26 protein-coding genes and 2 pseudogenes are annotated in these 24,216 nt (G+C 58.8%); 17 read left to right on the top strand and 11 right to left on the bottom strand.

Annotation, left to right across the window (positions count from 1 at the left end):
* Positions 1 to 10 precede the first annotated feature (10 nt).
* The 8 genes from AKG12_RS26585 to trbI are packed head-to-tail and all read left to right on the top strand — an operon-like array spanning position 11 to position 7,881.
* Positions 11 to 2,446: a conjugal transfer protein TrbE gene (locus AKG12_RS26585; RefSeq protein ID WP_046797687.1), complete on the top strand. Its 2,436-nt coding sequence runs from the start codon at positions 11 to 13 to the stop codon at positions 2,444 to 2,446.
* Positions 2,439 to 3,242, top strand: a complete 804-nt coding sequence (gene trbJ, locus AKG12_RS26580; RefSeq protein ID WP_082179059.1) for a P-type conjugative transfer protein TrbJ — start codon at positions 2,439 to 2,441, stop codon at positions 3,240 to 3,242. The genes AKG12_RS26585 and trbJ overlap by 8 nt, the downstream gene beginning before the upstream one ends.
* A complete protein-coding gene (trbK, locus tag AKG12_RS26575) occupies positions 3,239 to 3,421 on the top strand; it encodes an entry exclusion protein TrbK (protein ID WP_046797671.1) in 183 nt (60 codons plus the stop codon). The genes trbJ and trbK overlap by 4 nt, the downstream gene beginning before the upstream one ends.
* 17 nt (positions 3,422 to 3,438) lie before the next feature.
* A complete protein-coding gene (gene trbL / locus AKG12_RS26570) occupies positions 3,439 to 4,596 on the top strand; it encodes a P-type conjugative transfer protein TrbL (protein WP_285278019.1) in 1,158 nt (385 codons plus the stop codon).
* A gap of 21 nt (positions 4,597 to 4,617) precedes the next feature.
* On the top strand, positions 4,618 to 5,280 hold the full coding sequence (locus tag AKG12_RS26565; RefSeq protein WP_046797669.1) for a conjugal transfer protein TrbF: 663 nt from the start codon (positions 4,618 to 4,620) through the stop codon (positions 5,278 to 5,280).
* 15 nt (positions 5,281 to 5,295) lie between these two features.
* Positions 5,296 to 6,126, top strand: coding sequence for a P-type conjugative transfer protein TrbG (gene trbG, locus AKG12_RS26560; protein ID WP_046797668.1), 831 nt, complete (start codon positions 5,296 to 5,298; stop codon positions 6,124 to 6,126).
* Between the two features lie 3 nt (positions 6,127 to 6,129).
* Positions 6,130 to 6,573, top strand: coding sequence for a conjugal transfer protein TrbH (trbH, locus tag AKG12_RS26555; RefSeq protein WP_046797667.1), 444 nt, complete (start codon positions 6,130 to 6,132; stop codon positions 6,571 to 6,573).
* Positions 6,574 to 6,585: 12 nt separating this feature from the next.
* Positions 6,586 to 7,881 (top strand): IncP-type conjugal transfer protein TrbI, encoded by a 1,296-nt coding sequence (trbI, locus tag AKG12_RS26550; protein ID WP_046797666.1) that lies wholly within the window; start codon positions 6,586 to 6,588, stop codon positions 7,879 to 7,881.
* Between the two features lie 40 nt (positions 7,882 to 7,921).
* Here the strand turns inward: trbI and AKG12_RS26545 are convergent, their stop codons facing one another.
* Positions 7,922 to 8,584, bottom strand: a complete 663-nt coding sequence (locus AKG12_RS26545) for an acyl-homoserine-lactone synthase (RefSeq protein ID WP_046797665.1) — start codon at positions 8,582 to 8,584, stop codon at positions 7,922 to 7,924.
* Positions 8,585 to 8,702: 118 nt separating this feature from the next.
* A complete protein-coding gene (locus tag AKG12_RS26540) occupies positions 8,703 to 9,425 on the bottom strand; it encodes a helix-turn-helix transcriptional regulator (RefSeq protein ID WP_024897940.1) in 723 nt (240 codons plus the stop codon).
* A 550-nt stretch (positions 9,426 to 9,975) separates the two neighbouring features.
* On the opposite strand from AKG12_RS26540, the gene AKG12_RS26535 reads away from it, so the two are divergent.
* Entirely contained in the window at positions 9,976 to 10,275 is a 300-nt protein-coding gene (locus AKG12_RS26535; RefSeq protein ID WP_024897939.1) for a transcriptional repressor TraM, read from the top strand.
* 15 nt (positions 10,276 to 10,290) lie between these two features.
* Here the strand turns inward: AKG12_RS26535 and traR are convergent, their stop codons facing one another.
* Positions 10,291 to 10,995 (bottom strand): autoinducer-binding transcriptional regulator TraR, encoded by a 705-nt coding sequence (gene traR / locus AKG12_RS26530; protein WP_046797664.1) that lies wholly within the window; start codon positions 10,993 to 10,995, stop codon positions 10,291 to 10,293.
* Positions 10,996 to 11,298: 303 nt separating this feature from the next.
* Between traR and AKG12_RS26525 the strand changes: the two genes are divergently transcribed.
* The 3 genes from AKG12_RS26525 (at position 11,299) to AKG12_RS26515 (ending at position 13,060) form a co-directional block, all read left to right on the top strand.
* The gene (locus AKG12_RS26525) at positions 11,299 to 11,550 is read left to right on the top strand and encodes a type II toxin-antitoxin system VapB family antitoxin (protein ID WP_035227100.1); all 252 of its coding nucleotides are present in this window, start codon (positions 11,299 to 11,301) and stop codon (positions 11,548 to 11,550) included.
* Positions 11,551 to 11,683: 133 nt separating this feature from the next.
* Complete coding sequence (locus tag AKG12_RS26520) at positions 11,684 to 12,439, top strand: hypothetical protein (RefSeq protein WP_035227102.1); 756 nt, start codon at positions 11,684 to 11,686, stop codon at positions 12,437 to 12,439.
* A complete protein-coding gene (locus AKG12_RS26515) occupies positions 12,440 to 13,060 on the top strand; it encodes an RES family NAD+ phosphorylase (RefSeq protein ID WP_046797663.1) in 621 nt (206 codons plus the stop codon).
* Positions 13,061 to 13,092: 32 nt separating this feature from the next.
* Here AKG12_RS26515 and AKG12_RS26510 read toward each other — a convergent pair whose 3' ends face one another.
* The 4 genes from AKG12_RS26510 to traA are packed head-to-tail and all read right to left on the bottom strand — an operon-like array spanning position 13,093 to position 18,764.
* A complete protein-coding gene (locus AKG12_RS26510) occupies positions 13,093 to 13,704 on the bottom strand; it encodes a TraH family protein (RefSeq protein WP_046797662.1) in 612 nt (203 codons plus the stop codon).
* 17 nt (positions 13,705 to 13,721) lie between these two features.
* Complete coding sequence (locus AKG12_RS26505) at positions 13,722 to 14,888, bottom strand: conjugal transfer protein TraB (RefSeq protein ID WP_046797661.1); 1,167 nt, start codon at positions 14,886 to 14,888, stop codon at positions 13,722 to 13,724.
* The gene (gene traF, locus AKG12_RS26500; protein ID WP_285278018.1) at positions 14,878 to 15,414 is read right to left on the bottom strand and encodes a conjugative transfer signal peptidase TraF; all 537 of its coding nucleotides are present in this window, start codon (positions 15,412 to 15,414) and stop codon (positions 14,878 to 14,880) included. The genes AKG12_RS26505 and traF overlap by 11 nt, the downstream gene beginning before the upstream one ends.
* 26 nt (positions 15,415 to 15,440) lie before the next feature.
* Positions 15,441 to 18,764: a Ti-type conjugative transfer relaxase TraA gene (traA, locus tag AKG12_RS26495; protein WP_046797660.1), complete on the bottom strand. Its 3,324-nt coding sequence runs from the start codon at positions 18,762 to 18,764 to the stop codon at positions 15,441 to 15,443.
* A gap of 249 nt (positions 18,765 to 19,013) precedes the next feature.
* On the opposite strand from traA, the gene traC reads away from it, so the two are divergent.
* The 4 genes from traC (at position 19,014) to AKG12_RS31145 (ending at position 22,192) form a co-directional block, all read left to right on the top strand.
* The gene (gene traC, locus AKG12_RS26490; protein ID WP_046797659.1) at positions 19,014 to 19,310 is read left to right on the top strand and encodes a conjugal transfer protein TraC; all 297 of its coding nucleotides are present in this window, start codon (positions 19,014 to 19,016) and stop codon (positions 19,308 to 19,310) included.
* A gap of 4 nt (positions 19,311 to 19,314) precedes the next feature.
* Positions 19,315 to 19,530 carry a type IV conjugative transfer system coupling protein TraD gene (gene traD / locus AKG12_RS26485; protein WP_046797658.1) on the top strand — a complete coding sequence of 72 codons (216 nt, stop codon included), beginning with the start codon at positions 19,315 to 19,317 and terminating at the stop codon, positions 19,528 to 19,530.
* Positions 19,517 to 21,454, top strand: a complete 1,938-nt coding sequence (traG, locus tag AKG12_RS26480; protein ID WP_046797657.1) for a Ti-type conjugative transfer system protein TraG — start codon at positions 19,517 to 19,519, stop codon at positions 21,452 to 21,454. The genes traD and traG overlap by 14 nt, the downstream gene beginning before the upstream one ends.
* Positions 21,455 to 21,688: 234 nt before the next feature.
* The gene (locus tag AKG12_RS31145) at positions 21,689 to 22,192 is read left to right on the top strand and encodes a WGR domain-containing protein (RefSeq protein ID WP_245282236.1); all 504 of its coding nucleotides are present in this window, start codon (positions 21,689 to 21,691) and stop codon (positions 22,190 to 22,192) included.
* A 50-nt stretch (positions 22,193 to 22,242) separates the two neighbouring features.
* Here the strand turns inward: AKG12_RS31145 and AKG12_RS26470 are convergent, their stop codons facing one another.
* Together AKG12_RS26470 and AKG12_RS26465 are read right to left on the bottom strand one after the other, a co-directional pair.
* Positions 22,243 to 22,659 carry a hypothetical protein gene (locus AKG12_RS26470; RefSeq protein ID WP_024897925.1) on the bottom strand — a complete coding sequence of 139 codons (417 nt, stop codon included), beginning with the start codon at positions 22,657 to 22,659 and terminating at the stop codon, positions 22,243 to 22,245.
* The gene (locus AKG12_RS26465) at positions 22,656 to 22,922 is read right to left on the bottom strand and encodes a type II toxin-antitoxin system prevent-host-death family antitoxin (RefSeq protein ID WP_024897924.1); all 267 of its coding nucleotides are present in this window, start codon (positions 22,920 to 22,922) and stop codon (positions 22,656 to 22,658) included. Before AKG12_RS26465 ends, AKG12_RS26470 begins: the two co-directional genes overlap by 4 nt.
* Before the next feature lie 160 nt (positions 22,923 to 23,082).
* Between AKG12_RS26465 and AKG12_RS30455 the strand changes: the two genes are divergently transcribed.
* Positions 23,083 to 23,310, top strand: a complete 228-nt coding sequence (locus AKG12_RS30455) for a hypothetical protein (protein ID WP_052821128.1) — start codon at positions 23,083 to 23,085, stop codon at positions 23,308 to 23,310.
* A gap of 326 nt (positions 23,311 to 23,636) precedes the next feature.
* Here AKG12_RS30455 and AKG12_RS29820 read toward each other — a convergent pair.
* Both AKG12_RS29820 and AKG12_RS29815 read right to left on the bottom strand, forming a co-directional pair.
* Positions 23,637 to 23,804: pseudogene (locus AKG12_RS29820) on the bottom strand (DUF736 domain-containing protein); the annotation flags it as partial.
* Between the two features lie 161 nt (positions 23,805 to 23,965).
* Positions 23,966 to 24,148 (bottom strand): annotated as a pseudogene (locus AKG12_RS29815) (DUF736 domain-containing protein); the annotation flags it as partial.
* Between the last annotated feature and the right edge of the window lie 68 nt (positions 24,149 to 24,216).

The raw sequence follows: 24,216 nt of genomic DNA, 5'->3' as shown, positions 1-24,216 counted from the left end.
AGGTTCAATGATGGTCGCTTTGCGTTCCCTTCGTCCGTCCGCACCGTCATTCGCCGATCTCGTGCCCTATGCCGGACTGGTCGATAACGGGATCATTCTTCTCAAGGACGGAAGTCTCATGGCGGGATGGTATTTTGCCGGCCCTGACTCCGAGAGCGCCACGGATTTCGAGCGCAACGAGCTGTCCCGTCAAATCAATACGATCCTTTCACGGCTAGGTTCCGGCTGGATGATCCAGGTCGAGGCCGTGCGCATCCCGACGACTGACTATCCTTCTGCGGAACGCAGTCATTTCCCCGATGCTGTCACTCGCATGATCGATGATGAGCGGCGCAAGCACTTCGAACAAGAGCGCGGGCATTTCGAGAGCCGGCATGCGCTCGTCCTGACACATCGCCCTCCTGAGCGCCGGCGCTCTGGCGTCACGCGGTACATCTACTCGGACACCGAGAGCCGGACGGCTACCTATGCCGATACAGTGCTCGACAGTTTCAGGCGCTCCACCCGAGAGATCGAGCAGTACCTCGGCAACGTCATCTCCATTGAGCGTATGCGGACGCGTGAGGTGCCGGAACGCGGTGGCACCCGCATTGCCCGTTATGATGAGCTGTTCCAGTTCATCAGATTCTGCATCACCGGTGAAAACCACCCAGTCCGTCTACCTGAAATTCCAATGTATTTGGATTGGCTGGCCACCGCGGAGCTAGAGCACGGCCTTACCCCGAAGATCGAAAACCGGTTCCTCAGCGTGATAGCGATCGACGGTTTGCCGGCCGAGAGCTGGCCAGGCATCCTCAACAGCCTCGATCTCCTGCCGCTCACTTATCGCTGGTCGTCGCGCTTCATCTTTCTGGACGCTGAGGAAGCCAAACAGCGGTTGGAGCGCACGCGCAAGAAATGGCAGCAAAAAGTGCGGCCGTTTTTCGACCAACTTTTCCAGACGCACAGCCGATCCGTTGACCAGGACGCAATGGCCATGGTCGCGGAGACTGAAGACGCGATCGCCGAGGCATCTTCGCAGCTGGTCGCCTATGGCTACTACACGCCGGTGATCATTCTATTCGACGAAAGCAGAGAGAATCTTGCCGATAAAGCCGAGTCCGTTCGAAGGTTGATCCAGGCTGAAGGATTTGGCGCGCGGATCGAGACGTTGAATGCGACGGACGCATTCCTCGGGAGCTTGCCAGGCAACTGGTACTGCAACATCCGGGAACCTCTGATAAACACCCGCAATCTCGCAGACCTGATCCCCCTCAATTCCGTCTGGTCGGGCAGTCTACTTGCGCCCTGCCCATTCTATCCACCCGACGCGCCGCCACTGACGCAGGTGGCTTCCGGATCGTCACCCTTCCGACTGAACCTTCACGTGGATGATGTCGGGCATACGCTGATTTTCGGACCAACCGGTTCCGGCAAGTCAACGCTTCTCGCGCTCATCGCAGCGCAATTTCGCCGGTATGAGGGTGCGCAGGTTTTCGCCTTCGACAAAGGCAACTCCATCCTTCCTCTGACGCTGGCCGTGGATGGCAATCACTACGAAATCGGCGGCGAGGCAGGGGAGGGGGCTAGGCTTGCCTTTTGCCCTCTCTCCGACCTCTCGACCGATACCGACCGCGCCTGGGCCTCCGAATGGATCGAAACACTCGTCTCCCTGCAGGGTGTCACGGTCACCCCGGACCACCGAAACGCCATATCTCGGCAGATCGGCTTGATGGCGGGGGCGCCAGGCCGGTCGCTGTCGGATTTTGTGAGCGGCGTGCAGATGCGGGAGATCAAGGACGCGTTGCACCACTATACTGTTGACGGTCCCATGGGCCAGCTTCTCGACGCTGAACGGGATTCGCTAACCCTCGGTCTGTTCCAGTGCTTCGAGATCGAGCAACTGATGAATATGGGCGAGCGAAATCTCGTACCCGTGCTAACCTATCTGTTTCGCCGGATCGAAAAACGGCTCACGGGGGCACCAAGTCTCATCATTCTCGATGAGGCGTGGCTGATGCTCGGCCATCCTGTCTTTCGCCACAAGATCCGCGAGTGGCTGAAGGTGCTGCGAAAGGCGAACTGCGCTGTCGTTCTCGCCACCCAGTCAATTTCGGACGCAGAGCGTTCGGGCATCATCGATGTCCTGAAGGAATCCTGCCCAACCAAGATATGCTTACCAAACGGGGCGGCTCGGGAATCCGGGACACGAGAATTTTATGAGCGTATCGGCTTCAATCCTCGCCAGATTGAAATCGTCGCAACCGCCATTCCAAAGCGTGAATATTACGTGACGTCGCCTGATGGACGACGGCTCTTTGATATGGGGCTCGGGCCACTCACGCTGTCCTTCGTCGGCGCTTCTGGCAAAGCCGACCTCGCCCGCATCCGGGAACTTCTCTCAACCTACGGCAAAGACTGGCCGACCCAATGGCTCATTGAAAGAGGGATCAATCGCTATGCTTGACCATATCCTATCGCTCAGAAGCAAATCCGCGACGGCTGTCGTGGCAGCTTTTGCAGTCTGCGCTTCGGCACCAGCATTTGCCGGCTCAGCGACGGGCGCTGCAACCGAGTGGACACAGCTTGCCAACAATGCACAGCTCGTCGACCTCCTTAAAAGCTCCGGCCTGCAAGTCGACAATCAGCTGACACAGATCAGCCAGTTGGCCGAGCAGATCCAAAACCAGCTGAACATCTACGAAAACATGCTGCAAAATACCGCGCAGCTGCCCGATCACATCTGGGGCCAAGTCGAAAACGACCTCAACCGGCTGCGGGATATCGTCGACCAAGGACAGAGCATCTCTTTCTCGATGGGGAGCGCAGATGATGTGCTGAAGCAGCGCTTTCAATCCTATGCTGATCTTCAGACTGCCGCCGCCAACGGGACGGACCTATCCTCGAACTATGCCCGTTGGTCAGACACCAACCGCGACACCATCGCCAGCACGCTCAAGGCTGCGAGCCTGACGGCTGACCAGTTCGACAGCGAGGAGGATACGATGGGCTCCCTCAGAAACATGTCGGAATCTGCCGATGGCCAAATGAAAGCTCTCCAGGTCGGCCACGAAATTGCGGCGCAGCAGGTTGCGCAAATGCAGAAGCTGCGTGGTCTCGTATCCCAGCAGATGACGATGATGGGGACGTGGCTGCAAAGCGAGCAAACCGACAAGGATCTGGCACAGGCCCGACGGGAAAAGTTCTTCAACGCCGACACCAGTGGCGTCCCCGAAGGTCAGAAGATGGAGCCACGCTGGTGAGCCGCGCGGTTATCATCGCTATCGCGCTTTTGGTAGCAGTTGCATCCGTATCCGCAGCAACGGTGTTCATCATGAAATCCGACGAGCGGTCAGCATCCAAAATGGGTGAGAAGTTTTTCGGTGTGAAAAAGGACCTACCCCCGATCGAAAAGGGCCAGGAAATGCGTCCAAGATGGTGAGGGCACGGATCGAGTTGATGCTTTTCGCAACAGGACTTGCATGCCTTATGCTGGCCGGCCCAGCGTTTGCACAGCAGGGCCAAGTCCTCACGGAACTTGAAAATCAGGTTTCTTCCGCTGCCAAGGGCTGGGAAACAACGATCATGGATGCGGCAAGGTCTCTGTTCTGGATCCTCGCCGGAATAGAGGTGGGGATTGCCGCGGTGTGGCTCGCCATTCAGTCGGCATCCCTCGACAGCTGGTTCGCAGAGCTTGTGCGGAGGATCATGTTCATCGGCTTTTTTGCCTTTGTTTTGACCCAGGGACCGACGTTTGCCAAAGCTGTTGTCGATAGTCTCTATCAGATTGGGGCCGGCAGTGGGTCAGCTTCGCCCGCGGAGGTTTTCGATGCGGGTATCCGTGTCGCTTCGCAGATGTCGGAACAGGCTAAGTTCGGTGTCTTCGAGGATAATGCCCTTGCGATCGCAGCCGTTCTCGCCATGGGTATTGTTGTGATCTGCTTTTCGCTGGTGGCGGCGATTTTCGTGGCTGTGATGGTCGAGATGTATGTCGGCCTACTCGCGGGAATGATTATGCTCGGCCTTGGTGGATCCTCGTTCACAAAGGACTTTGCTGTCCGATATCTCGTTTATGCTTTCGGCGTTGGCATGAAGCTCATGGCGTTGGTCATGATCGCAAAGATCGGCTCCAATGTCCTCTTGGGACTTGCTCAGGCCCCTACCGCCGAGACCGACCAGTTCATCACGACACTTGCGATCGCCGGCATCTCGGTCGTTGTGTTTATCATCGCGATGTATGTTCCAAACATTATGCAGGGCGTCGTTCAGGGGGCGTCTGTTTCCGGCGGGATGGAAGCCATTCAGCACGGTGGGCAGGCGGCGTCGTTCGCGACCGGCGGAGCCTTCCTGGCCGCAGGTGCGGCTGGAGCAGGATTTGCTGCAGGGCAAGCAGCGCGGGCTGCCGGATCATCCTTTGGAGGAGCGGCTATTCGCGGAGTGGGTGCAGGCCTTGGCTCGGCCGGGCAGGCCGCAGGATCCGCAGCCAAGGAGAAGGCGATCGGGTCGCCCGGTGCCTATGCCGGCTCCATCCTTGGCCTGGCGAACGCGAAGCTCGACCAGGCTCGTGGCAAGGGAGCCTCGCCCGGTCAACCGCCGGAACGACAAGACAAACCGTAATTTCAAGACAGGGATAACAATATGGCAGCGCAACGCGCCCCGGAGAACCCGTACCTTGCCGCGAGGCAGGAATGGTCGGAACGATACGGCTCTTACGTCAAGGCGGCTTCGGCATGGCGGACGGTCGGAATCTTAAGCCTGGGTATGGCGGTGATCGGTTTTGGCTATTCGCTGTATCTCAGCACGCAAGTCAAACTCGTGCCGTACATCGTCGAGGTCGACAAGCTCGGAAACACCGTCTCCGCCGGGTTTCCGCAGCAGATCGAATATGCCGATGCACGCGTCATCCGTGCCACGCTCGGAGGCTTTGTCACGAGCTTCCGCTCCATTACGCCCGACGCCGTCGTCCAGAAGCAATACATCGACCGGACATATGCGCTTCTCAGGACAAGCGATCCATCGACCCAGAAGATCAATGCCTGGTTCCGGGGCAACTCGCCGTTCGAGAGGGCCGTGAATGCGACCGTCGCCATCGAGGTGAACAACATCGTCGCGCTGTCGAACCAGACCTATCAGATCGACTGGACCGAATATGAGCGTGATCGCAAGGGCAAGGAAATCGCGACACGCCGATTTCGCGGCATAGCCACGGTGGCGATCACCCCACCCCAGGACGAGGCGACGATCCGTCTCAATCCCATCGGCCTCTATGTCAAGGACTTCGACTGGACCGCGCAACTGTAAGGGCAGGGGACTTCAATGAATACAAGGATAAACAGGACAGCGCTATGCTGCATGACGGCGCTTGCATTTTGGTCCATGGCGACGACATCGGGCTTTGCCCAGAGCCTGACGACGAATGAGGCGAAAGGAACCACCCTCTCCAACAAATGGCGTGGGCAGCGGGGACTGGTTACAACGGGCGCCGACGGAAAAGTCATCTTCCTGTTCGGTGAGACGCAGCCTTCTGTCGTCTGCTCACCTTTACAGGTCTGCGACATCGAGCTTCAGGGTGGGGAGATTGTCCGCGACGTTCTTGTCGGCGACACGGTACGCTGGAAGGTCGAGCCGGCCACATCCGGTGCTGCGGGCGGACAGGCAATTCACCTGATCGTCAAACCGTCTGAGGCCGGGCTGGTCACATCGATGGTCGTGACGACGTCGAGGCGCACGTATCACATTCAGCTCAAATCGCATCCAAGCCAGTACATGGCCCGCGTTGGTTTCGAGTATCCGGAAGAGGCCGCGACGAGATTGTCCGACATCAACGCTCGAATTCAGACGATGACCAATTCCGACGGCGGCGTACCGCCAGAGCAACTTGCCTTCGCCTATTCGCTGAGCGGCAGCGCGCCCTGGAAGCCGAAGCGCGTCTATTCGGATGGGCAGAAGACCTACATACAGTTTCCGCGAACGCTCTCCGGTCAGGATGCGCCGGTCCTCTTCGTGGTCTCTGGCGGGCAAAACCGGATCGTAAACTACCGGATGAAAAACGACATGATGATTGTCGATTACAACATCGACAAGGCTGTCCTTGTTTCGGGCGTCGGCTGGCGTCAGCAGAAAATCACCATCCGGCGGGGAGGCTGATCGATGCGCCTTTGCCTTCTTCTATTTGTTGCTGGCGTTCTTCTCTCTGGTTGCCAGACCGGAACAGACGCGATCACGACGAGCGCCGCGCCTTCGACTGTAACAGGCCCCGTGGCAAGCGCTATCGCCGGCGACATGGCTGGACGTTACGCCGAGCAGGCAGGGTCAACCGCCACGCCGATCAGGCTTCACAACGACACATCGGATTTCGCGACCGCGCTCGAGGCCGCGTTGAAGGGGTGGGGTTTCACTGTCGTGACGGATGACAAGGCGCGCTCATTGAAAGACACCGCCAAGCCGATCGAGCTGGCATATTCGTTGATCGACGTTGACGGACAGGTGCTGGCAAGACTTTCCAGCGAGACACTCGAGCTTGGGCGAGCCTATTCGGTGTCATCAGGTGGCGCCACGCCGGCAAGCCCGCTTTCATTGATGAAGCGAAACTGAGGAGAGACAGATATGGTCCAGTCGCTCCAGCTCGGCAATCCGAGCAGCGCCTCGCAGGAAAAGGGCATGAAACGGCTTAATCGCCTGCCGGTGTTCTTTGGCATCGGTATCGCAGTCGTCGTCGCCTGTGTCCTTGTCTACGGCATATCATCCCGGGGACTGGGGTTCGGCGACAGAATTCCGGATGAAGCAGGCTCGAACGTCCCGGCCTCGACCTTCGCTGATCAGATGAAGCGCGGGGTGAAAGACGGCATCATCGGGGATCGTGAAGAGCAGCCTGTATTCCAGCCCACACCCGCAACCCAAACAATTGTAGATGCCAAGCCGATTGAAGAGGAGCAGATAAAGCAGCAGGCACGGGAAGAGCGCCGACCGCAAATGGATTCGGAAGAAGAATGGTTGGCCCGACTTCGACGCGAGCAGCGCGAGCAAGTCCTTCGTGAACAGCAACGACAGCGGATGGCCAGCCTTCAGGCCCGTGCCACTGCGTTTGACTCGCCGCTGAAGGTCAAAATCTCGGAGCTGGGAAATATCTCCAACAACACCAGAACAACAGACCGGCAGCCGGCCACCAATAACGGTGCCTCCGATCTCTATGCCGCGGCCATGAAATCAGGTTTGGTGGGGCAGAATGTTGATCCAAATGGGCAGATTGCGAAAGAAGATTTCTTCAACGCCGACATCAAGGATCTCGGCTACCTGCCGAACCAGGTTGTACCTCAGCAGTCACGCTATGAACTGAAGCGCGGCTCCGTCATCCCCGCGACCATGATTACCGGCATCATGTCCGATTTGCCGGGCCGGATTACAGCGCAGGTGAGCCAGCACATCTACGACAGCGCCACAGGACATTTTCTTCTCATTCCGCAGGGTACCAAGTTACTCGGACGCTATGACAGCAAGGTCTCGTTTGGCCAAAGCCGCGTTCTGGTGGTCTGGACGGATGTCATCTTCCCGAACGGCTCGACACTGCAGATCGGCGGCATGGCTGGAACGGACTCGCAGGGCTATGGCGGCTTCTCGGACAAGGTCAACAATCACTATTTTCGAACCTTTGGGTCGGCGGCGCTTGTTGCACTTATAGGTACCGGCATCGATATGGCGGTTCCGGAGAGTTCGACCCTCGCCACACAGGATACGGCTTCAGACGCGGCGCGTAGAAACTTTGCCGAGACCTTCGGCCGCGTCGCGGAGCAGACGATTTCCAAGAACTTGAATGTTCAGCCCACCATCCAAATCCGGCCGGGCTACAAGTTCAACGTTCTCGTAGACCAAGATATTGTCTTTCCCGGCAATTATGGCGGTTGAGGCACACGTTGTCGCAACCGCCCTTTGGACAACTCCTGGATCAGGCCGATACGCGCACGGTCTCGCTGTCCGCAATTTTGCGCGGCCGATATCCTGCATAAAGGGGTGTCGCGACACCAAGCGCCTGCTGCATGCGCGTGCGAACTTCCTCTGAAACTTCGAAAACACCGCAGCAAACCGGAGAGCGACCATAGCCGTCTGCGCGGCCAACCTCTTCAACCGCGAGCCCCGCCCGACGATAGACGCGCGCCAGCTGCGGCTCGTAGTTCGAGACCAGCGTCTCGATACCGTGCGACAATCCGCATTCGCACAATGCCAGCAACAGCATGCCGAAAGCCTTGCCCGTTTCCAGGCTCGGAAAGTCCTCGGAGAGTGTTTCCTCATCGAGGCACATTCGTGTCCCCTCATAGATACCGGGTGCGATCAGGCTGGCACCCGCAAACGTGTCGCGAAAGACGTCGTAAAGAAGCGTCGGGCCGGTGGTGGGCATCAGCCGCAGCGTTCCATAAAGGCGATCCGCGCGATCATTGCACCACATCAGGTAAGCCGGCCGTAGAGCATCGTACTCGTCATGCTCGCAATCATCGTCGATTGTCACGGCCCAACCGAGTTGATCGTGAAAGACGCGTTTGCGAAGGCGAAATGCCTGATCCATGAGAGGCTTATAACGGGTGTACTGATGCGCCTGAACCAGAATGAACAAGGTTTATCTCCAGCTGTTGATCTTGGCTGGAAGATGCCGCCTCACGGGGAAGCCAGATATTCCCGCATATGCTCAAGCCCATATGCGGGTATTGCTCAGAGGTATCCGGGCGATCGGCTCATATCGCGATCACACGTAGCTTAAGGGCAAGAGTGGCCGCCGCCGAGATGGTGGCGCAACCAAGTTTCGTCCTGGCCGATTTGATGTAGCTGCGGGTCGTGTGATGGGAAAGGCCGAGAATAAGCGCGATATCCTTGTAATCCTTGCCGAGCGCGCTCCAGTAGAGGCACTCACGTTCCCGCGGACTCAAGACCGGGATCGGATCGCTCGCGCCATGTAGCTCGAACACTGCCATCTGGTGGACGAGATCCGCGAGATCGACCCATTCACTCCGATGAGCATCGACCAGATCCTCCCAGTCTTCGGCGGAGGCGTTCGAATTCAAAGAGAGGATGGCCCGTCGACCTGCTTTATCCGATATCGGGATGGAAAAACCAAAGCGGCCGATCCCATGGCGTATTGCGTCTTCCAGAAACATCAGCATCTCGGGCGCGACTTCGAGTTCTCGCCAATCGAATGGCACCTGGCGCAGAAAGCCCTCGCGCGCGACAGGATCGATGGTGACATAGCCCTTCAACAGATAGGTGGATACCCACGCATCCGGGTAGGTTGTCCGCACGAACGGGGCGTCAAAATCACCAACCACCGTCGAAGCGAGATGGTAGGTTATGAAGTCGACGCGGTAAGCGGATTGTATCAAATGGAGCGCTTCGGTCACCGAGCCCGTCTTTGCAAGGCGCTCCTTGACGTCGGAAAAATCGGCGAGAGATCCTGTCAATATAAGTTTCCAGCACTGCGGACTGACAATCCACCGCAGAGATCGAATGATCAGCCAAACGAGTTCGGCAGTGATGCGGAACTTCAACGGATTGTGCTGTAGCCTGATTGCTTTCATGGTTCAAACGCAACCTCTCGACGTGGAGAGGCGTAGCGACGCGGAGGTTGATATAGTTCGACTACTGAACGATCCCCGCGTTTCATTTTGGACACCAAAGCGACAACGACGCAGTCTCCTTCTTCAATCGCTGGCCGCGAGCCGACCTCGCACGTCAGCAAATCTGCGGTGGCACGGACTGGGTTAGGTCGCTATAAGCGCTGGTGAGGTAGTACGCGCTGCCTCCGGGCTTAGTAACCCGACGCATGCCGGTTTGGCGTCCGCCGTTAGGGCGCCGAATTCCTCGACCTATGGTCGGGGAGCCGTGGACGTATGTCCAGGTTCCTCGGAACTAAAGGTCCATGGGCCGACGCATGCTCGGTTACTAACTCCCCGATCGCCAGGGGTCAGGAACTATGCGGGGGCGCACCGCGCATTCCTGTTTTGGGAGTTGAACATGGACGCCGACGACCGATTGAATGGAGAGGCAGTCGATCTGAAGCCGCTGGTAGGCCTCTTGCATGGGCTTCCGTCACCGCTCGTCGAACGTCTCACGATCGATGCAATCCGCGAACATCGCGAACTGTTGGAGCGGGCAGAAAATCTGTTCAATGAACTGCCGGCTGACGTTAAAGCCGGTAAGGAGCTTGTTGGCGATACCCATATTGCCTATCTCGAGGCAACCATCAGGATGCACGCGCAAATGTCGGTGCTGACCACCCTGCTGCACATTCTAGGCTATACGCCCAAGGCCTGACAACGCCACATCAGCCTAAATCAGGCCGCGTCGGATAGCCAAAGCCACCAACTGCGCATGATTGGCCAGATTGTAGCGCGTTCTGACATCGTCAATCGCAGAGCGGACGCCAGCATACTTTGCCTGCTCCAGTTCAGCGATCACCTCGACGGTTTTGCCAAGCGACAGCCAGCGAATGTAGTTCACCTGCTTCGGCGTCAGGACGATCTTTTCCTCGATGGAGGGCGTGACCCGCAAGTGCTCAAGACGGGCATGAAGTTGAGCGACCGCTGATGCAGCCATAATGGCATCAATCTCCATATCACTGGCAAGAGAAGACTTCGCCGATGCAAATGTCAGCATGGACATCGCACCGTTGGCAGTGGCGACCGGGATGGAAACGCCCGAGCGAATGTTGAAATCAGCGGCTTTCGAAAAGAAGTTTTTCTGCTCTTTTGACAGCGAGCTCTTGTCGGCTTCGCCGGACCAGGCGAAAGCGCGCCTTATCAGCTGGGCCTGCCGCATGACCGGATCGATGAACCGGTAGTCCAGCGTGTCATAGATTCTCTGCCAGTCGATATCGTAGTTGGAGACCGCATAGGTCTGCCCCGGACGAATGTTGACGAAGGCATAGCCCACAAAATCGAACCGATCAGCAAGATTGGCCAGTGCACCCTTCACCATGGACTGATCGTTTCCGATCACAGTGATATCCAGCAGTTTCTCGACCCAGTTTGTCATCCATACTCTCCCTGTAAATCGCACCCGTTGCGCGGTGACGAAATGCGTCGGCAGTCAAAGGGACCGCGACGCGCGCGAACAGTGACCTGGTAAAGAATGAAGCATATTCAATCGCATAAGTTGACCATCACGGAATGGTTTTCTAAATCGTTTTCTCGGAATTGCAAACCACGGATTTTGCTTACTCGCGGAAAACGTGTCAGCTCACAATTGGCCAAGCGATCTAGGTTTCATGGCCTGAGCAGAAATCTGTCATTGTTTCGCGAAATGCTTTACATGGAAGGACCCATTTAGAGCGAACCCATGTTGCAGCTTACCCACGACACCGAACAGCTTGCCCGCGAAATTGCGGCCCGTGTCGGGCGCAGACCGGACGATATCATACGCGCTGCCCTCGAACGTGAAGCTCAGGCCCTCGGGGTTTTCGGCGACCTGCCTGTGAGACATCGCATGACCGTCGAACAGATGACAGCGATCGGAGAAAAGGTTTCTGCCCTACCGCTGCTTGATACATCGTCCCCGAAAGAAATCCTCGACGACCTGCATCAACCATGATTGCCGTCGATCACTCCGCAGTCGTCCACGTAGCCGCAATCAGGACACAGAGGATCAGGAGCACTACGGCTTTACCAACTTGACGAACTTAACCAACCTTGCCATATATAGCTCTCCGAACGGAGGGTGAGTGATGGCATCTCTGAAGTCCAAAACCAGCATACGTGACGGTGCAAGCGGGCGCGAAAAACCGGGCGCTGAATCCATGGCTTTTTTCCTGACCACAGGCGCCGCCCCGCTGGCGAAGGGGAGAGCCGCCTTCAAGATCAAGATCCCTGACAATGCATCAAAAGCCCTGACCGGCAATCCAAATCGCGTCAAGGCGCTCCTCCAGGAATACGGTCAGGCGATCGCAAAAAGCCGTTCTGCTGGCCACCCGGTCAGCTTCCGTGTCGATGTCGATTCCGAAGGTGAGATGGTTGTCACTCCCGTTGAGGCGGTGGAAATGACAACGGTGCCTGTCGTAGAGGAAAACGATGCGCTGGATCCGGAATTGGAGCAGGCGTTGGTGGCCGCACGGGCGCGGGGACGCATAAAGGCTGCTGAGGTGCTCAGCGGCACTGACATGCTGAATGCCGACGAATTCGCCAAGTTGCTTGGCACGACAAGGGTAACGGTGAATTCAAAGCGCCAGACCGGACTGGTATTGGGGCTGGATGGCGCGAAACGCGGCTTTCGCTTCCCGGATTGGCAGATCGATGCCGATGGCAAGCCGTTTGCAGCGCTTGCAACGCTCCACGAGCGACTGGGCGGAGCCTGGGCGGTTTACCGGTTCCTGGTCCAGCCCCACGGAGAGCTGGACGGACTGACAGGTCGCGAGGCATTGGAGCGGGGACGGACCGAGCAAGCGCTCGAGGTCGTCGAGAGCATTGGTCGAGATTTCCGCTGAATGGCACGTACTCTGCCGCCTCCCGGCTTTGCAAATGCAAGCCTTCACCTGCATACGGTCGCAGCCGGACTTCGGTTCGGTCGCATCTATCTGGGCACCTACCCTGATCCACTGGGCTTCGGTAAAACGCCGAGCCGTTTCAGCGATCCACGCCGGCGCAAATTCGCTAACCGGTTCGGGGTGCTCTATTTGGGCGATACGGTGAAGGTGTGCTTTCTCGAAGCCGTCTTGCGCGATCAACGCGATGGGGTCCTCGGCGACCTGCCGATAGCTGAATCCGAATTGTACGACCGCAATTTCGCAGAGATCGAGGTCATCAATCCGCTGATGATGGTCGATCTTCGAGACGACGGGCCGATCAAGATGGGTGTGCCGACGGATGTCGCGAAGGGCTCAAAGCAATCCCTCGCACGGAAGTGGGCGGTCGCCTTCAATGAACACGACAGCCAGGTGGACGGCATCATCTACCCGTCTCGGCTCAACGGCCACACCAACCTTGCAGTGTTCGATCGAGCTATTGGAAAACTGAAGGCGGTCCGCACGACGAAGCTGATCCGCGCGCCGGGTCTGGCTGATATACTCAACGACCTCAATGTCGCAATTGTCGAACCTGATCCCTGATATTTTACCTGTCGTCGAAGTCGGATACAGCACTACTTCTGCCCACCGATCCGGGACAAATCGACCCGAATTCCCGCAGTCCCAACCTCTCCTTCGTTTGAGGGCTCCACTTCGCTCTGGGAGGCGGTGGCATCAGCAGGTTTGTCTGCGGCATCCGGAGAAACTTCCTTCCGATCGACGATCGTTCCACCTGGATCCTCCGCCTGAAACACGCTTTGCCCCTCGAACTGGCCAGTGTTCCAAGCGTAAACGGCATCTTCGAAGATCTGTGGAAGCACCTCTTTGCTCGTTGGGTTGCCATACCATTTAGCAACGATGCGCATGATCTTGGAAAACATCCTCGTCCCCATGCGAAGATTTTCGCAAGGCTCAATCAGATCTGGTTTCAGCTCGGACGCGTCCTTCACGCCGACACCCGCCGGGAACTGTGTAAGGCCCACACGCACGACGGCTTGCCCGACATACTGGCGTATGATCTCCATAGCCTCGTCGGGCGTCTTCGGTTTTGGTACGAGGATGAGCCGTCCACCGGCTTTCACCGTGACGGCCAGCGGATCGCCAGGACCGACAGCGGCTACGAACTGCTCGACGATGGCGGGTTTCAGGGAGGGATCGGCGCATTCCGCGATAAAGGCAGCATCCATGACGAAGGCTCCAAAGTTCAGGTATTGAAGGAAATCTCAAGGGGGACGCCAAACAGGGCGGACCAGGCTTTGGCGCTCGCGCGCTGGATGGCGACGATGTTGCCACCCGTCGTCCACCAGCCATTGCCGATCAAAACGATCGCGTCGGGTCGGTGTAGCATCGACTGGAGAATGGGCCACAGTACGAGCTGCTCGTAGCAGATAAGAGGCGCGATCTTTCGGCCCGCGACCTCGACGACGGGATTGGCGAAGAGACTGGCGCGGGCGCCGCCAGTCTCTCCTATCCATCGCTCCCATGGACGCCACATCGAAACCGGCACAGGCATGCGCTCGCGATAGAGGACACGTCCGCCACCCCCATCAATAGCCACCATCACATTGTCGTAGCCATTCGCATTAATCACAGCCGCACCGGCAACTACCGTCACACTGACCCCTTGCAATCCTTCCCGCCAGAGACGTTCAAGGGTTGGCGTCCAGAAGCCCAGCGCGCTTTCAGGCAGAACCACCACGGCTGCGCCAGATCCCGCAACCTCCTGAACGAGTGCGATCAGGTTGCGTTGACGTTGTAGTGAGCTGTCGCGGCCAAGGCTCGCACCCATTTCAAGGTCGACACCACGCCACCCCACCGGTAGAATCTGATTTGTCCCCGATGCGGCGGACCAAAGCCATAGACCTGACAGAGCAATGGCGATAGCCGGCCCGATCCGGGTTACGAGACCGATCAGGACGGCTGTCAAAGCGAGCAGCCCCCACCATCCCCATCCCGGAAACAGAATTCCCGCCGCCGTCAACGGATGCGCCCAGCCTGTGATCCCGAGCGGAGGCAGACCGGTGAGAGCCAAGATGAGGAGATATCGCACCGCTTTTACCAAGCCCGACCGTGCTGTCCAGAATACCGCATGGACAGCAACGAAAGAGGATGCCGCCGCGACCCAGAAGCTGAGGCCGACCCAGAGATCCGCAGCAAAGAACTGTGCGACGCCCGACGGCAATCCTCGCGACGCCGCCAGGAAATAGCCGGCCGCGACGACGGCCGCTGCGATCCGCGTTGATGAAAGGGCCCACAGAAGCGGGAAGAGGGTTGCCGCAGGGAGCAGGGACACCTGCCCGCTCCAGCCAACCGCCCCGACCACCACGGCAAGCGAAACGAGAACGGCAATTATCATGACCTCACGGCGCATAGGTCAACACCTCTTGTGCTAGACCGAGTACGCCGGACTGAGGCACCGGCCCGAAATACCGGGAGTCCCATGAGCCGATAAAGCCGGAATGCAAATACACCTCTCCGGGCCGCACCATCCTGCTTTGATCGTGCCGAAGAGATCGCCCCTGTGCATCCTTCTCTGCGATGCGGGATCCGCGGATTGGCACGCCATCAACTGCGATGTGATCGCTGACGTCCACGCGCTGTCGCGCCACCGCGATGACAGTCTTTATCAACGGTCCGAAACCACCGGGGCAAAGTCCCCGCCGGAGATATCCGCGCTGTCGCGCCTCGCGCATAGCGGGATTGTCAGGCGGGCAGACGAAAACTGTTTCGCCGGGCAAGACGGAGCGGGTGAGCGGAACGATGCGCCACAGGCCGAGCGGCTCACTCGGCGTCGTGTTGATGCGCAGACCACCACTCCAACCGGCAGCAAAGAGGACGCCAAACATGCCGGCGGCCACAGATATCGTGACGCAGGCGCGGCGTCGTTGACGAGGCATCGTCCAACCTTCACGCATCATCATAATCATTTGAGGGAGAGCCCCTTGGTCTGGGTTTGCCGCGCTTTTTCAGCCTGCTTCAATGCCAGCGTGGTGCGCTCGTGCGCGGCGAGCTGCTGCACAGTGCGCATGCTGTTCCAGGCCGACTGAACTTCGCTTTTCTGCGAGGGGTTCATCCCGGCCGTCAGTTTGTGGAAGGTCTCGCCGTTTGCATCTTTCGCCGACAGCGGGAGCAGGCTGCGTTCTCCGAAGCGCTCAGACACAGCCTTGGCGAAGCCTTCGAGCTCGGCTTTCACGTTTCTGTCGGCCAGCGTATATTCGAGGCCGGCAGGAAGATCGTTGCGATCGATCGCATCGCGGATCCTCTCCAGCGTCTGCCTGGCCGATGGAGAGAGGGCAGGGATGTCGACGGAGACCTTGAGACGGATCGCCCGCTCTTGCGCTTCATGCTTGCGCTCTGCCTCGGCCCGCGCCGTCACATATCGCTCGAGGTTTCGCGCCAAGGCAGGCGCGTTGACAAGTGCGGTGTCGCGCGCCGCCTTCTCGTTCGCTCCGGCGAAGATGCCGGTCTTGCCCTTGAGCGCTCCAAACTTTTCCGGCTCAGCTGCGATCTTTGCAAGCGTTGTCTGCGCTCTTGCCGGATCTTTCAGCATGGCATCGACATTGACCGCCTTGAACGCGGTCTCCGGCTCGGCGAAGACCTGGGTAAAGCGTGTCGTGACCTCCTGCCATTGCTTCTTCAAACCGGGATCGGCAGTCAGACGATCCTCAACGGCCTGGTCGATCGATTTCGGGAACGTCGTGATGCCTAATACCATTGGCTTTGCCTCCATGAAGGGTTTCGGGGTCACATGGGGATTCGGGCGCTTGAGACCGAGCTGTGCGCCGATCGTCGCCAGGCGGGCGGTGAGATTGACGAGCTTCTGTTTCTGGCGAACGGTCCAGTCGAGGCGGTCGCGAACGAGGGTGCGCGCTACATTGACCAGATGCAGACCCCGCGCGTCGGCGAAGCGAAGGGCCGCGCGATAGAAGGCGCCCTTCTCGTAATCGAGCGTCGTTTCCTTGGAGTTCTTGCGCGATAGAAGCTCGGCAAGGCCACCCCCCTTGGCGAAGGACCGCGAGCCATAATAGACGCCGAGATCCTCGCGATGACGGGTCATCGCCACATAGGTCAGGTGCCGGTCGAGGGACAGCGAGGCCAGAACTTTGACCCTGTCGACGGTCGCGCCCTGGCTCTTATGGATCGTCGTCGCGTAACCATGATCGACGTTGTTGTAGAACCGCTGCTCTACGCTGATCGTCCGCCGGCGCTCGCCCTCGCCAATCTCGGCAACGATACGCCCCGGGGCGGCTTCCACGACCTTGGCCAGCATGCCGTTCTTGACGCCAAGCGAGCTTTCATTTTTGAGGAAGACGATCTGGTCGCCAGCGGCAAAATGACGGATACCGTCTTCCGTCTTGAAGGCGTAACCGTCATCGACAAGGCCGCGCTCGACCAGCTTGGCGCGCGCCAGGGTATTGAGCATCCGCACGTCGCGGCGAAGGTGTGCGAGGATCAGCGAGGAATGGGCCGGATCGTACTCGCGGTTCCAATCGGAAATAAGGTTTTCGACAGCTTGTGACTTCAAGGTCGATCCCATCATCCGACCGTTTGCGCTGTAGGACTCGACAGCCTTGGCGATGTTGCCGCGGGCGAGATCGAGCGACGCGTCGCGCATCCATTGCTCGCGCTGGCGATAGATGGTTTCGAGTTCGGCGTAGCCGATACGATCGGTGATTGCCCGAAACGCAGCACCGGCCTCAATCGGCTGCAACTGTTCGGGATCACCGACGAGAACGAGCTTTGCCCCGCGCACCGTTGCCTCTTCAACAAGCTGCGCCATTTGTTTGGAGGAGACCATGCCGGCTTCGTCGAGGACCATAACGGTCTTGTCATCGAGATGGTCGCGACCTTGGGCCCAGCGCAGTTCCCAGGACGACAATGTGCGGGAAAGAATACCCGCTTCCTTTTCCAATCCTTCGGCCGCCTTACCCGCCAGAGCGGCACCAACGACACGATAACCGGCCGCTTCCCAAGCCTCGCGCGCCGCCTTCATCATTGTTGTCTTGCCGGCGCCGGCGCGCCCGATCACGGCTGCAATGCGTGCCGGCCCCTCGACATGCTCGATCGCCGCTTTCTGCTCATCCGACAGCCGTGTGTGCCGGTCAAACGTCGACCTAAGCACTGGCTCGCGGACGCCATGGGAACTGCGCCCGGACAGCCATATGGACCGGTTTGCCATCTCAGCCTCAAGGCGGATCATCTCGCGTGTCGTGTAGCGGGCAGGCGTCCTGACACCGGAGGTAAAGTCTATCCGCTCGCGGTCGAGACGCAGCACTTCCAGATGCTGCATGATCCGCGCCATCAGGCTTTGGAAGAGAGCCGCATCGTCGACATAGCGATGGAGGACCTTCGCCACGTCCTGGTTGTCGAAGACGCTCTTCTCCCGAGTGATGAGATCGAGCACGATACCGGGATTGCGCTGGATGCGCCGGACATTCTCCGCGCGCCGCTCCTCCTGCAATTCGATCCGCTCGAGCTTCCGTAACCCGGCTGTCGCCAGCCCGTTTTCTGTTTGCGATTTTCGCTCGATGGCGGTGGCACCGACCCCGATATGAATGGTCGGTGTCAGGTCGATGCCCTGCTTTTCGAAGGATCGGCCATCGATGCGGATATCCAGCCCGGCAAGCACCAGATGCCGGTTCTGCACAGCAAACCATCCATCACGAAAGGAATTGAAGCCCTCGGTGCCACCCGCCCAGAGTTCATAGATGATTTTGCCAGTGTCATTGCGAATGGGCTGGCCGTCTGGTCCAAGAACAGCAACCTTCTTAGCACCGAACCCGTCCCCGCTCAGAGGCCGCAATGTCGTCATCAGGTGGACATGCGGGTTGCCGGGTGCATCGTGATAGACCCAGTCCGCGACCATACCCTTCGACGTGATATGCTCGGCAACGAAGTCTCGCATCATCGCGATGTTCTGCTCGGAGGATAGCTCGATCGGCAGCGCGATGGTGACGTCCTTGGCAAGCTGGGCGTCGACCCGCTTCTCGAACACCTCGACCTTGTTCCAGAACGCTTCTGAGGCTCCCGAGACCGATCGATCGGCGATCATGGCGCGCAGCCAGTTTGGCGCATCGGCAGGGATCACGAACTCCTCGTGCAGAAGACCCTGCTTCCTGGTGTAGTCGATTGTGCGTGCTTCCCGCTCATACTCCATCCTGGCGCAGTGCCGGTAGGCCGCAGACAGCACGGCGCTGCGCCCAGAGCCACGGGCGACGATGTTGACTGAGAAATGCGGGACGGCCACGGGCGGATCGCTCCTTCTTGCGAACGAAATCAACTGGTTGATCGCAAGAGGTTGCCCCGCCAGGGGGCAAAAGCAGAACGTCGCGTCAGCGACGTATAATTGCGCCCTTGGATCCGCTCTTGTCGAGCGGCGGGATCATTCGCCAAATGCTGACGCTTTGGCGAGGTACAAATTTGTACCTGTCCTGCCGGGGAAAAATCGGGGACTCTCTGCCATCATTCCACGGATATCACTGGAGATTGCATCCCGATGAAGAAGCCAACGTCGAAAATCCGCGAAGAACTTGCCCGCTTGCAGGAACAGCTGAAGCAGGCAGAAACGCGTGACGCCGAACGCATCGGCCGCATTGCGCTGAAGGCCGGACTTGGAGAGATCGAAGTCGACGACGCCGACCTTCAGGCAGCTTTCGAGGACGTTGCAAAGCGGTTTCGCGGAACGAAAGCCGGATCGAACGGAAAAGAAAAGGGTGCCGCTGGAGCGACCGGAACATCGTCGGCCACGTCGCTCAGCGCTGGCGCGGCTACGAGCCAGGCTGGCGAGGCTTGAGCGGATGCAGCGGCTGACCACAGCAGAGGCCAGAAAGAAGGACGCTCGCGAGAAGATCGAGTTGGGCGGCCTGATCGTCAAAGCCGGGTTGCGCTATGAGAAACGCGCGCTTCTGTTGGGTGTGCTGATCGAAGCGCAAAAGAAAATCAAGGGCGATGAGGCGGAGCGATCCCGTCTGACCGCAATCGGCGCGGAGGCATTCGGCAATGACAGCGAATAAGATCCTGCTCGCCGTTGTTCCGCCGCTGGCGATGATCGCCATCGCACTGATGTTGCCGGGGATCGAACAGTGGCTCGCGACGTTCGGAAAAACGGCGGAGGCGAAATTGACGCTCGGCCGAATCGGCCTAGCGTTGCCCTATGTGGCGAGTGCTGCGATCGGGCTGATCTTTCTCCTCAGTGCCCAGGGATCGGTCAACATCAAGACCGCAGGGTGTGGCGTAGCTGCCGGATCGGGCACCGTTATTGCCCTCGCCATCGTTCGGGAAGGAATACGGCTTTCGCAATTTGCCGGACAGGTGCCTGCGGCCAGGTCGATCCTGTCCTATATCGATCCGGCAACGATGACAGGAGCTGCGGCAGCTCTGTTCTCGGGCATGTTCGCGCTTCGCGTTGCGGTGATCGGCAACGCCGCGTTCTCGCGTTCCGAGCCGAAACGTATCCGGGGTAAACGCGCGCTGCATGGCGAGGCGGAATGGATGAAACTGCCGGAGGCAGGGAAGCTGTTCGCAGAGGACGGCGGCATCGTCATCGGCGAGCGATATCGTGTCGATCGCGACAGCACGGCGGCACTCTCGTTTCGGACCGATATGCCTGAGACATGGGGCGCCGGGGGAAAGTCACCGCTGCTCTGCTTCGACGGTTCGTTCGGATCGTCACATGGCATCGTGTTCGCCGGCTCCGGCGGTTTCAAGACAACGTCGGTCACGATTCCCACGGCGCTGAAATGGGGCGGCACGTTAATCGTACTTGATCCATCCAATGAGGTGGCGCCGATGGTCAAGGCGCACCGGAGCGAAGCCGGCCGTGATGTGATCGTGCTTGACCCGAAGGATCCGGATATCGGGTTCAATGCCCTCGACTGGATCGGTCAGCATGGCGGGACGAAAGAAGAGGATATCGCCGCGGTCGCCTCGTGGATCATGAGCGAGAGCGGCCGCGCCAGCGGCGTACGGGACGATTTCTTTCGGGCATCCGGCTTGCAGCTGCTGACGGCGATCATCGCCGATGTCTGCCTCTCGGGTCATACGGAAAAAAAGGATCAAACGCTGCGGACAGTGCGCATGAACCTCTCGGAACCGGAGCCGAAGCTGCGGGCGCGGCTGCAGGAAATCTACGACAACTCCGAGTCCGATTTCGTAAAGGAGAACGTGGCAGCGTTCGTGAACATGACGCCCGAAACCTTCTCCGGCGTCTATGCCAATGCGATCAAAGAAACCCATTGGCTGAGCTATCCGAACTATGCCGGTCTCGTGTCCGGTTCGACCTTTTCGACCGATGACATCGCATCGGGAAAGACCGACGTGTTCGTCGCCCTGGATCTTAAAACGCTGGAGACCCATGGTGGTCTGGCAAGGGTGATCATCGGCTCATTCCTGAACGCCCTCTATAATCGTGACGGGGCGATGCCGGGACGCGCTCTGTTCCTTCTCGACGAGGTCGCTCGCCTGGGTTTCATGAGGATCCTTGAGACGGCACGCGATGCCGGCCGCAAGTACGGGATCACGCTTCTGATGATCTATCAGTCGATCGGTCAGATGCGCGAAACCTATGGCGGACTCGACGCCACCAGCAAGTGGTTCGAAAGCGCGAGCTGGATCAGTTTCTCAGCGATCAACGATCCGGAGACCGCGGACTATATCTCCCGGCGTTGTGGAACAACGACAGTCGAGATCGATCAGGTCAGCCGGAGTTTTCAGGCGAGGGGTTCGTCACGAACCCGATCAAAGCAACTTGCCAGCCGACCATTGATCCAGCCGCACGAAGTCCTGCGCATGCGTGCCGATGAGCAGATTGTGTTCACCGGGGGAAATGCGCCGCTTCGATGCGGTCGCGCGATGTGGTTCCGGCGAGCCGACATGAAGTCCTGCGTTGGCGATAACCGCTTCCAGGGAAAACGTGGACCATTGGAAATCAGGGTCTGAGGGAGAACCCAGATCCGGAGATCGGGCGATGAGATATTGGGAAGCCTGCGAGGCACAGGTCACGGCAGAAGAGGCCATCGAAGAATGCCGCGTCCATCATATTGAGGCCATCGTTCGCGAAAGCGATAGCGCTTTGGTGGATGTCACGTCACGACCGGTGATGTCATCGCTCATCCAGACGAGCAAGCCGACTATCGTGGCGCCGAGATTCTCGGTTACCTGGGATACTGATCAATGGCGGTCTGCTATCGCGAGAGGATCGTTACCGGGATCGGCGAAGACCACAGTTGGGCTTCGTTCGCTTCAGCGAATAGAGCCGTACGCCAAAGGCGGACCGCCCGGTGCTCCTTCTGTCCATACTTCACAAAACTGAATCGCTCCGCGACCATCGATTCACAACTGTCGTTGGACGCATGGGCCCGATTGCGCGATCCTCTCACCATGATCGCCCAGCCCTATCACCTCTATATCGAACGCTCGGATGCTGAGAAGAATATGGCGCGCTTCTATGCCATGTCGATCGAACCGACCCTCTTCGGAGAGGCATGTCTTATGCGGCGCTGGGGACGCATCGGAACCAGAGGCCAGATGAAGGTTCATCACTTCGAGCGAGAAGAGGAGGCGGTGGAGCTCTTTCTGGAACTCATTTCTCAGAAGCGAGCAAGAGGATACAGTCCCGCAGTCCGTGAAGAACGCGGAAGCCGCTCCTACCTACACAAAAAATCTGCAACGTTGTGAAACGATATTCCGGCCAGAATTGGTGACGCTCGTGGCGTCGCCGGACGGCACTATCTGGATCGGCTGACCTCGGCAAAAGACTTGCGGCGTGAGATGAACTCCTTGAGGAGTGGCAGGAAGAATGCCTTGCTGAAGCGACCGATCGGCGGTTCAGGTTCGAGATAGAACGACCGTCCGACAATGTCGCTGTTGAACTCATCGAGGATGATCCAAAGGCGCAAATCGACATCAAGCCCGGCGCGGCGCTTTTCGATTGCTGGTATCTCCGCCGCGAACCGGCTTCGCTCCGGCTGCTTCGTCGTGATGGGAAAGAACAGCACGAGGTCACCACCCGCTCGAGGGATCCGGACGCCGACGGCTACCGGTCGATCTTTGCGTCCCTCTGTTTCGCCCTTTCCGGCTTCACGGCTCCAGAGATAGGGATAACGGATGACCGTCGCTGTCTGGATCTCGTCATATCCACTCATCGGTTTGTCTCATCGCTGTCGGCGTAAGCGTCGACAGCACTCTCAAACTCGGCGAGTAATGCGTCGGGCATGGTCTCAAGCGTGCCTGCAGCACGCATATCGGACTGGCGCATCAGCCGTTCATAATCCTCGATGTTCAGCAGCACCAGTCGCGGTTTGTTGCGCTGAGTGATGGTAACTGGATGGCGCAAGGCCTCGGCTATAATGTCGCCTGACTTCCGCGAGAGGTCACTCGTGGTGTAGGAACCGGTGCTGCTGGTCATTTGAGCGTCTCCTCGCAGTAAAATCACAGTGAATTGGATAGATAGTTCGGTTGGCGACAAAATACAGCAAATACAGCATTGATGTAAATGCTGAATATGGTGACCGCATCTGGCGGCGACAGTTTTTCGGATATCGGTGACCTCGCTCGGCAAGAACGCCATGGCGCGTCCAACTCCTTTCGACACCGCAAACCGCCAGCCTGGCTGTCGTTATATGCCGCCCTCAGAAGGGCGGCTCGGCGTCGACAAGGCCGTGCTGTTCGGCCATGGCAACGATCATCTCGGCCTCGGCCAGCTCGAGTTCGGCCGCAATCTCTCGGCGCTCATCAGCGTCAAAAGCGTTCTTGAGTTCGGCGCGTTATCCTCAATCTGGATTTCGAGTTCGTAAGTCATCTTCGTCTCCTTGACGTTTGTGAAAGATGACCGACGGGTCCGAGAGGGGATGGCGGGGTCAGGGATCGCGCCAGCGACCGGCAGGGCCGGGGAGTGGGGGAGCCGATTTGCGCAAGCTGCCCTTCGGGCGGGTGTAGCAAATTGGGGGAACCGCTCATCCTTGGGGCCGCGATGCCTGCTTGGTACGATCGCTTATTCTGAGCAGCTTCCCCCGCTATCCGTATGCCACCAAGAAAGCCGGACCTGGCTCGATGCCGGGTCCGGTTTTGACTTCTCGGCAGAGGAGAAGGCTCCGCCGGTGGCGGAGCCCCGTGATGTCAATCAGTCACGGTTCGGGCGGGACCAGATGAGCTGGAGGCCATCCTCGCCTTCGACCTCGGCGAGCGTTGCGTAGATCGGAGCCGGGAAGCTCGGATCGTCGAGCTTGACCGAGAGGTAGTCGCGGCCCTGCTCGGAGGTCTTCTGCCACGCGGCACCTAGCTCGACGTTTTGCGGTGCACCGCAAAACGTCGATTATGCTGAGACGGTGATTATGCGGAGTGCCGGTCGCTGAAGGCTGGATTCCCGGCGGTTGTAAGGGATTTTGCTCCGCATAATCCCGGTGGGATTGAAGGTAGCGCCCCGCTTTGAGCGGAGCGCCGTGGTTCTGGTCAGCGAGACCAGATGAGCTTGTGCTCGCCCTTGTCGCCCTGGACGAGGGAGGCGTAGACGGGCGCCGTGAAGGACGGATCGTCGAGCTTGAGCGAGAGGTATTCGGCGCCCGTTTCGCGGGCGGTCCGGCTCCAGCCTGCTCCGAACTCGACACCCGTTGCTGTGACCCGGAAGGGGCTCCGTGGGCATTTCTACATTAATACACGCTAAGGGAATTTGAAGTTGTTTGGATTGAAGCGGTTAGCCCGGA

It is taken from the genome of Agrobacterium sp. SUL3, from assembly GCF_001263295.1.
GTDB lineage: Bacteria > Pseudomonadota > Alphaproteobacteria > Rhizobiales > Rhizobiaceae > Agrobacterium > Agrobacterium tomkonis.
This window is presented reverse-complemented; position numbering and strand designations above follow the sequence as displayed.

What these genes read in the sequence shown, in the direction of transcription:
- AKG12_RS26510 (WP_046797662.1), bottom strand. Translation starts at nt 13,704, where the DNA reads ATGGATGCTGCCTTTATCGCGGAATGCGCCGATCCCTCCCTGAAACCC.
- AKG12_RS26535 (WP_024897939.1), top strand. Translation starts at nt 9,976, where the DNA reads ATGGACGCCGACGACCGATTGAATGGAGAGGCAGTCGATCTGAAGCCG.
- AKG12_RS31145 (WP_245282236.1), top strand. Translation starts at nt 21,689, where the DNA reads ATGGCGGTCTGCTATCGCGAGAGGATCGTTACCGGGATCGGCGAAGAC.
- AKG12_RS30455 (WP_052821128.1), top strand. Translation starts at nt 23,083, where the DNA reads ATGGCGCGTCCAACTCCTTTCGACACCGCAAACCGCCAGCCTGGCTGT.
- traD (WP_046797658.1), top strand. Translation starts at nt 19,315, where the DNA reads ATGCAGCGGCTGACCACAGCAGAGGCCAGAAAGAAGGACGCTCGCGAG.
- AKG12_RS26515 (WP_046797663.1), top strand. Translation starts at nt 12,440, where the DNA reads ATGGCACGTACTCTGCCGCCTCCCGGCTTTGCAAATGCAAGCCTTCAC.
- AKG12_RS26565 (WP_046797669.1), top strand. Translation starts at nt 4,618, where the DNA reads ATGGCAGCGCAACGCGCCCCGGAGAACCCGTACCTTGCCGCGAGGCAG.
- AKG12_RS26505 (WP_046797661.1), bottom strand. Translation starts at nt 14,888, where the DNA reads ATGCGCCGTGAGGTCATGATAATTGCCGTTCTCGTTTCGCTTGCCGTG.
- AKG12_RS26465 (WP_024897924.1), bottom strand. Translation starts at nt 22,922, where the DNA reads ATGACCAGCAGCACCGGTTCCTACACCACGAGTGACCTCTCGCGGAAG.
- traF (WP_285278018.1), bottom strand. Translation starts at nt 15,414, where the DNA reads ATGCCTCGTCAACGACGCCGCGCCTGCGTCACGATATCTGTGGCCGCC.
- traR (WP_046797664.1), bottom strand. Translation starts at nt 10,995, where the DNA reads ATGACAAACTGGGTCGAGAAACTGCTGGATATCACTGTGATCGGAAAC.
- AKG12_RS26525 (WP_035227100.1), top strand. Translation starts at nt 11,299, where the DNA reads ATGTTGCAGCTTACCCACGACACCGAACAGCTTGCCCGCGAAATTGCG.
- trbH (WP_046797667.1), top strand. Translation starts at nt 6,130, where the DNA reads ATGCGCCTTTGCCTTCTTCTATTTGTTGCTGGCGTTCTTCTCTCTGGT.
- trbL (WP_285278019.1), top strand. Translation starts at nt 3,439, where the DNA reads ATGCTTTTCGCAACAGGACTTGCATGCCTTATGCTGGCCGGCCCAGCG.
- trbJ (WP_082179059.1), top strand. Translation starts at nt 2,439, where the DNA reads ATGCTTGACCATATCCTATCGCTCAGAAGCAAATCCGCGACGGCTGTC.
- AKG12_RS26520 (WP_035227102.1), top strand. Translation starts at nt 11,684, where the DNA reads ATGGCATCTCTGAAGTCCAAAACCAGCATACGTGACGGTGCAAGCGGG.
- traG (WP_046797657.1), top strand. Translation starts at nt 19,517, where the DNA reads ATGACAGCGAATAAGATCCTGCTCGCCGTTGTTCCGCCGCTGGCGATG.
- AKG12_RS26585 (WP_046797687.1), top strand. Translation starts at nt 11, where the DNA reads ATGGTCGCTTTGCGTTCCCTTCGTCCGTCCGCACCGTCATTCGCCGAT.
- trbI (WP_046797666.1), top strand. Translation starts at nt 6,586, where the DNA reads ATGGTCCAGTCGCTCCAGCTCGGCAATCCGAGCAGCGCCTCGCAGGAA.
- AKG12_RS26470 (WP_024897925.1), bottom strand. Translation starts at nt 22,659, where the DNA reads ATGAGTGGATATGACGAGATCCAGACAGCGACGGTCATCCGTTATCCC.
- traC (WP_046797659.1), top strand. Translation starts at nt 19,014, where the DNA reads ATGAAGAAGCCAACGTCGAAAATCCGCGAAGAACTTGCCCGCTTGCAG.
- trbG (WP_046797668.1), top strand. Translation starts at nt 5,296, where the DNA reads ATGAATACAAGGATAAACAGGACAGCGCTATGCTGCATGACGGCGCTT.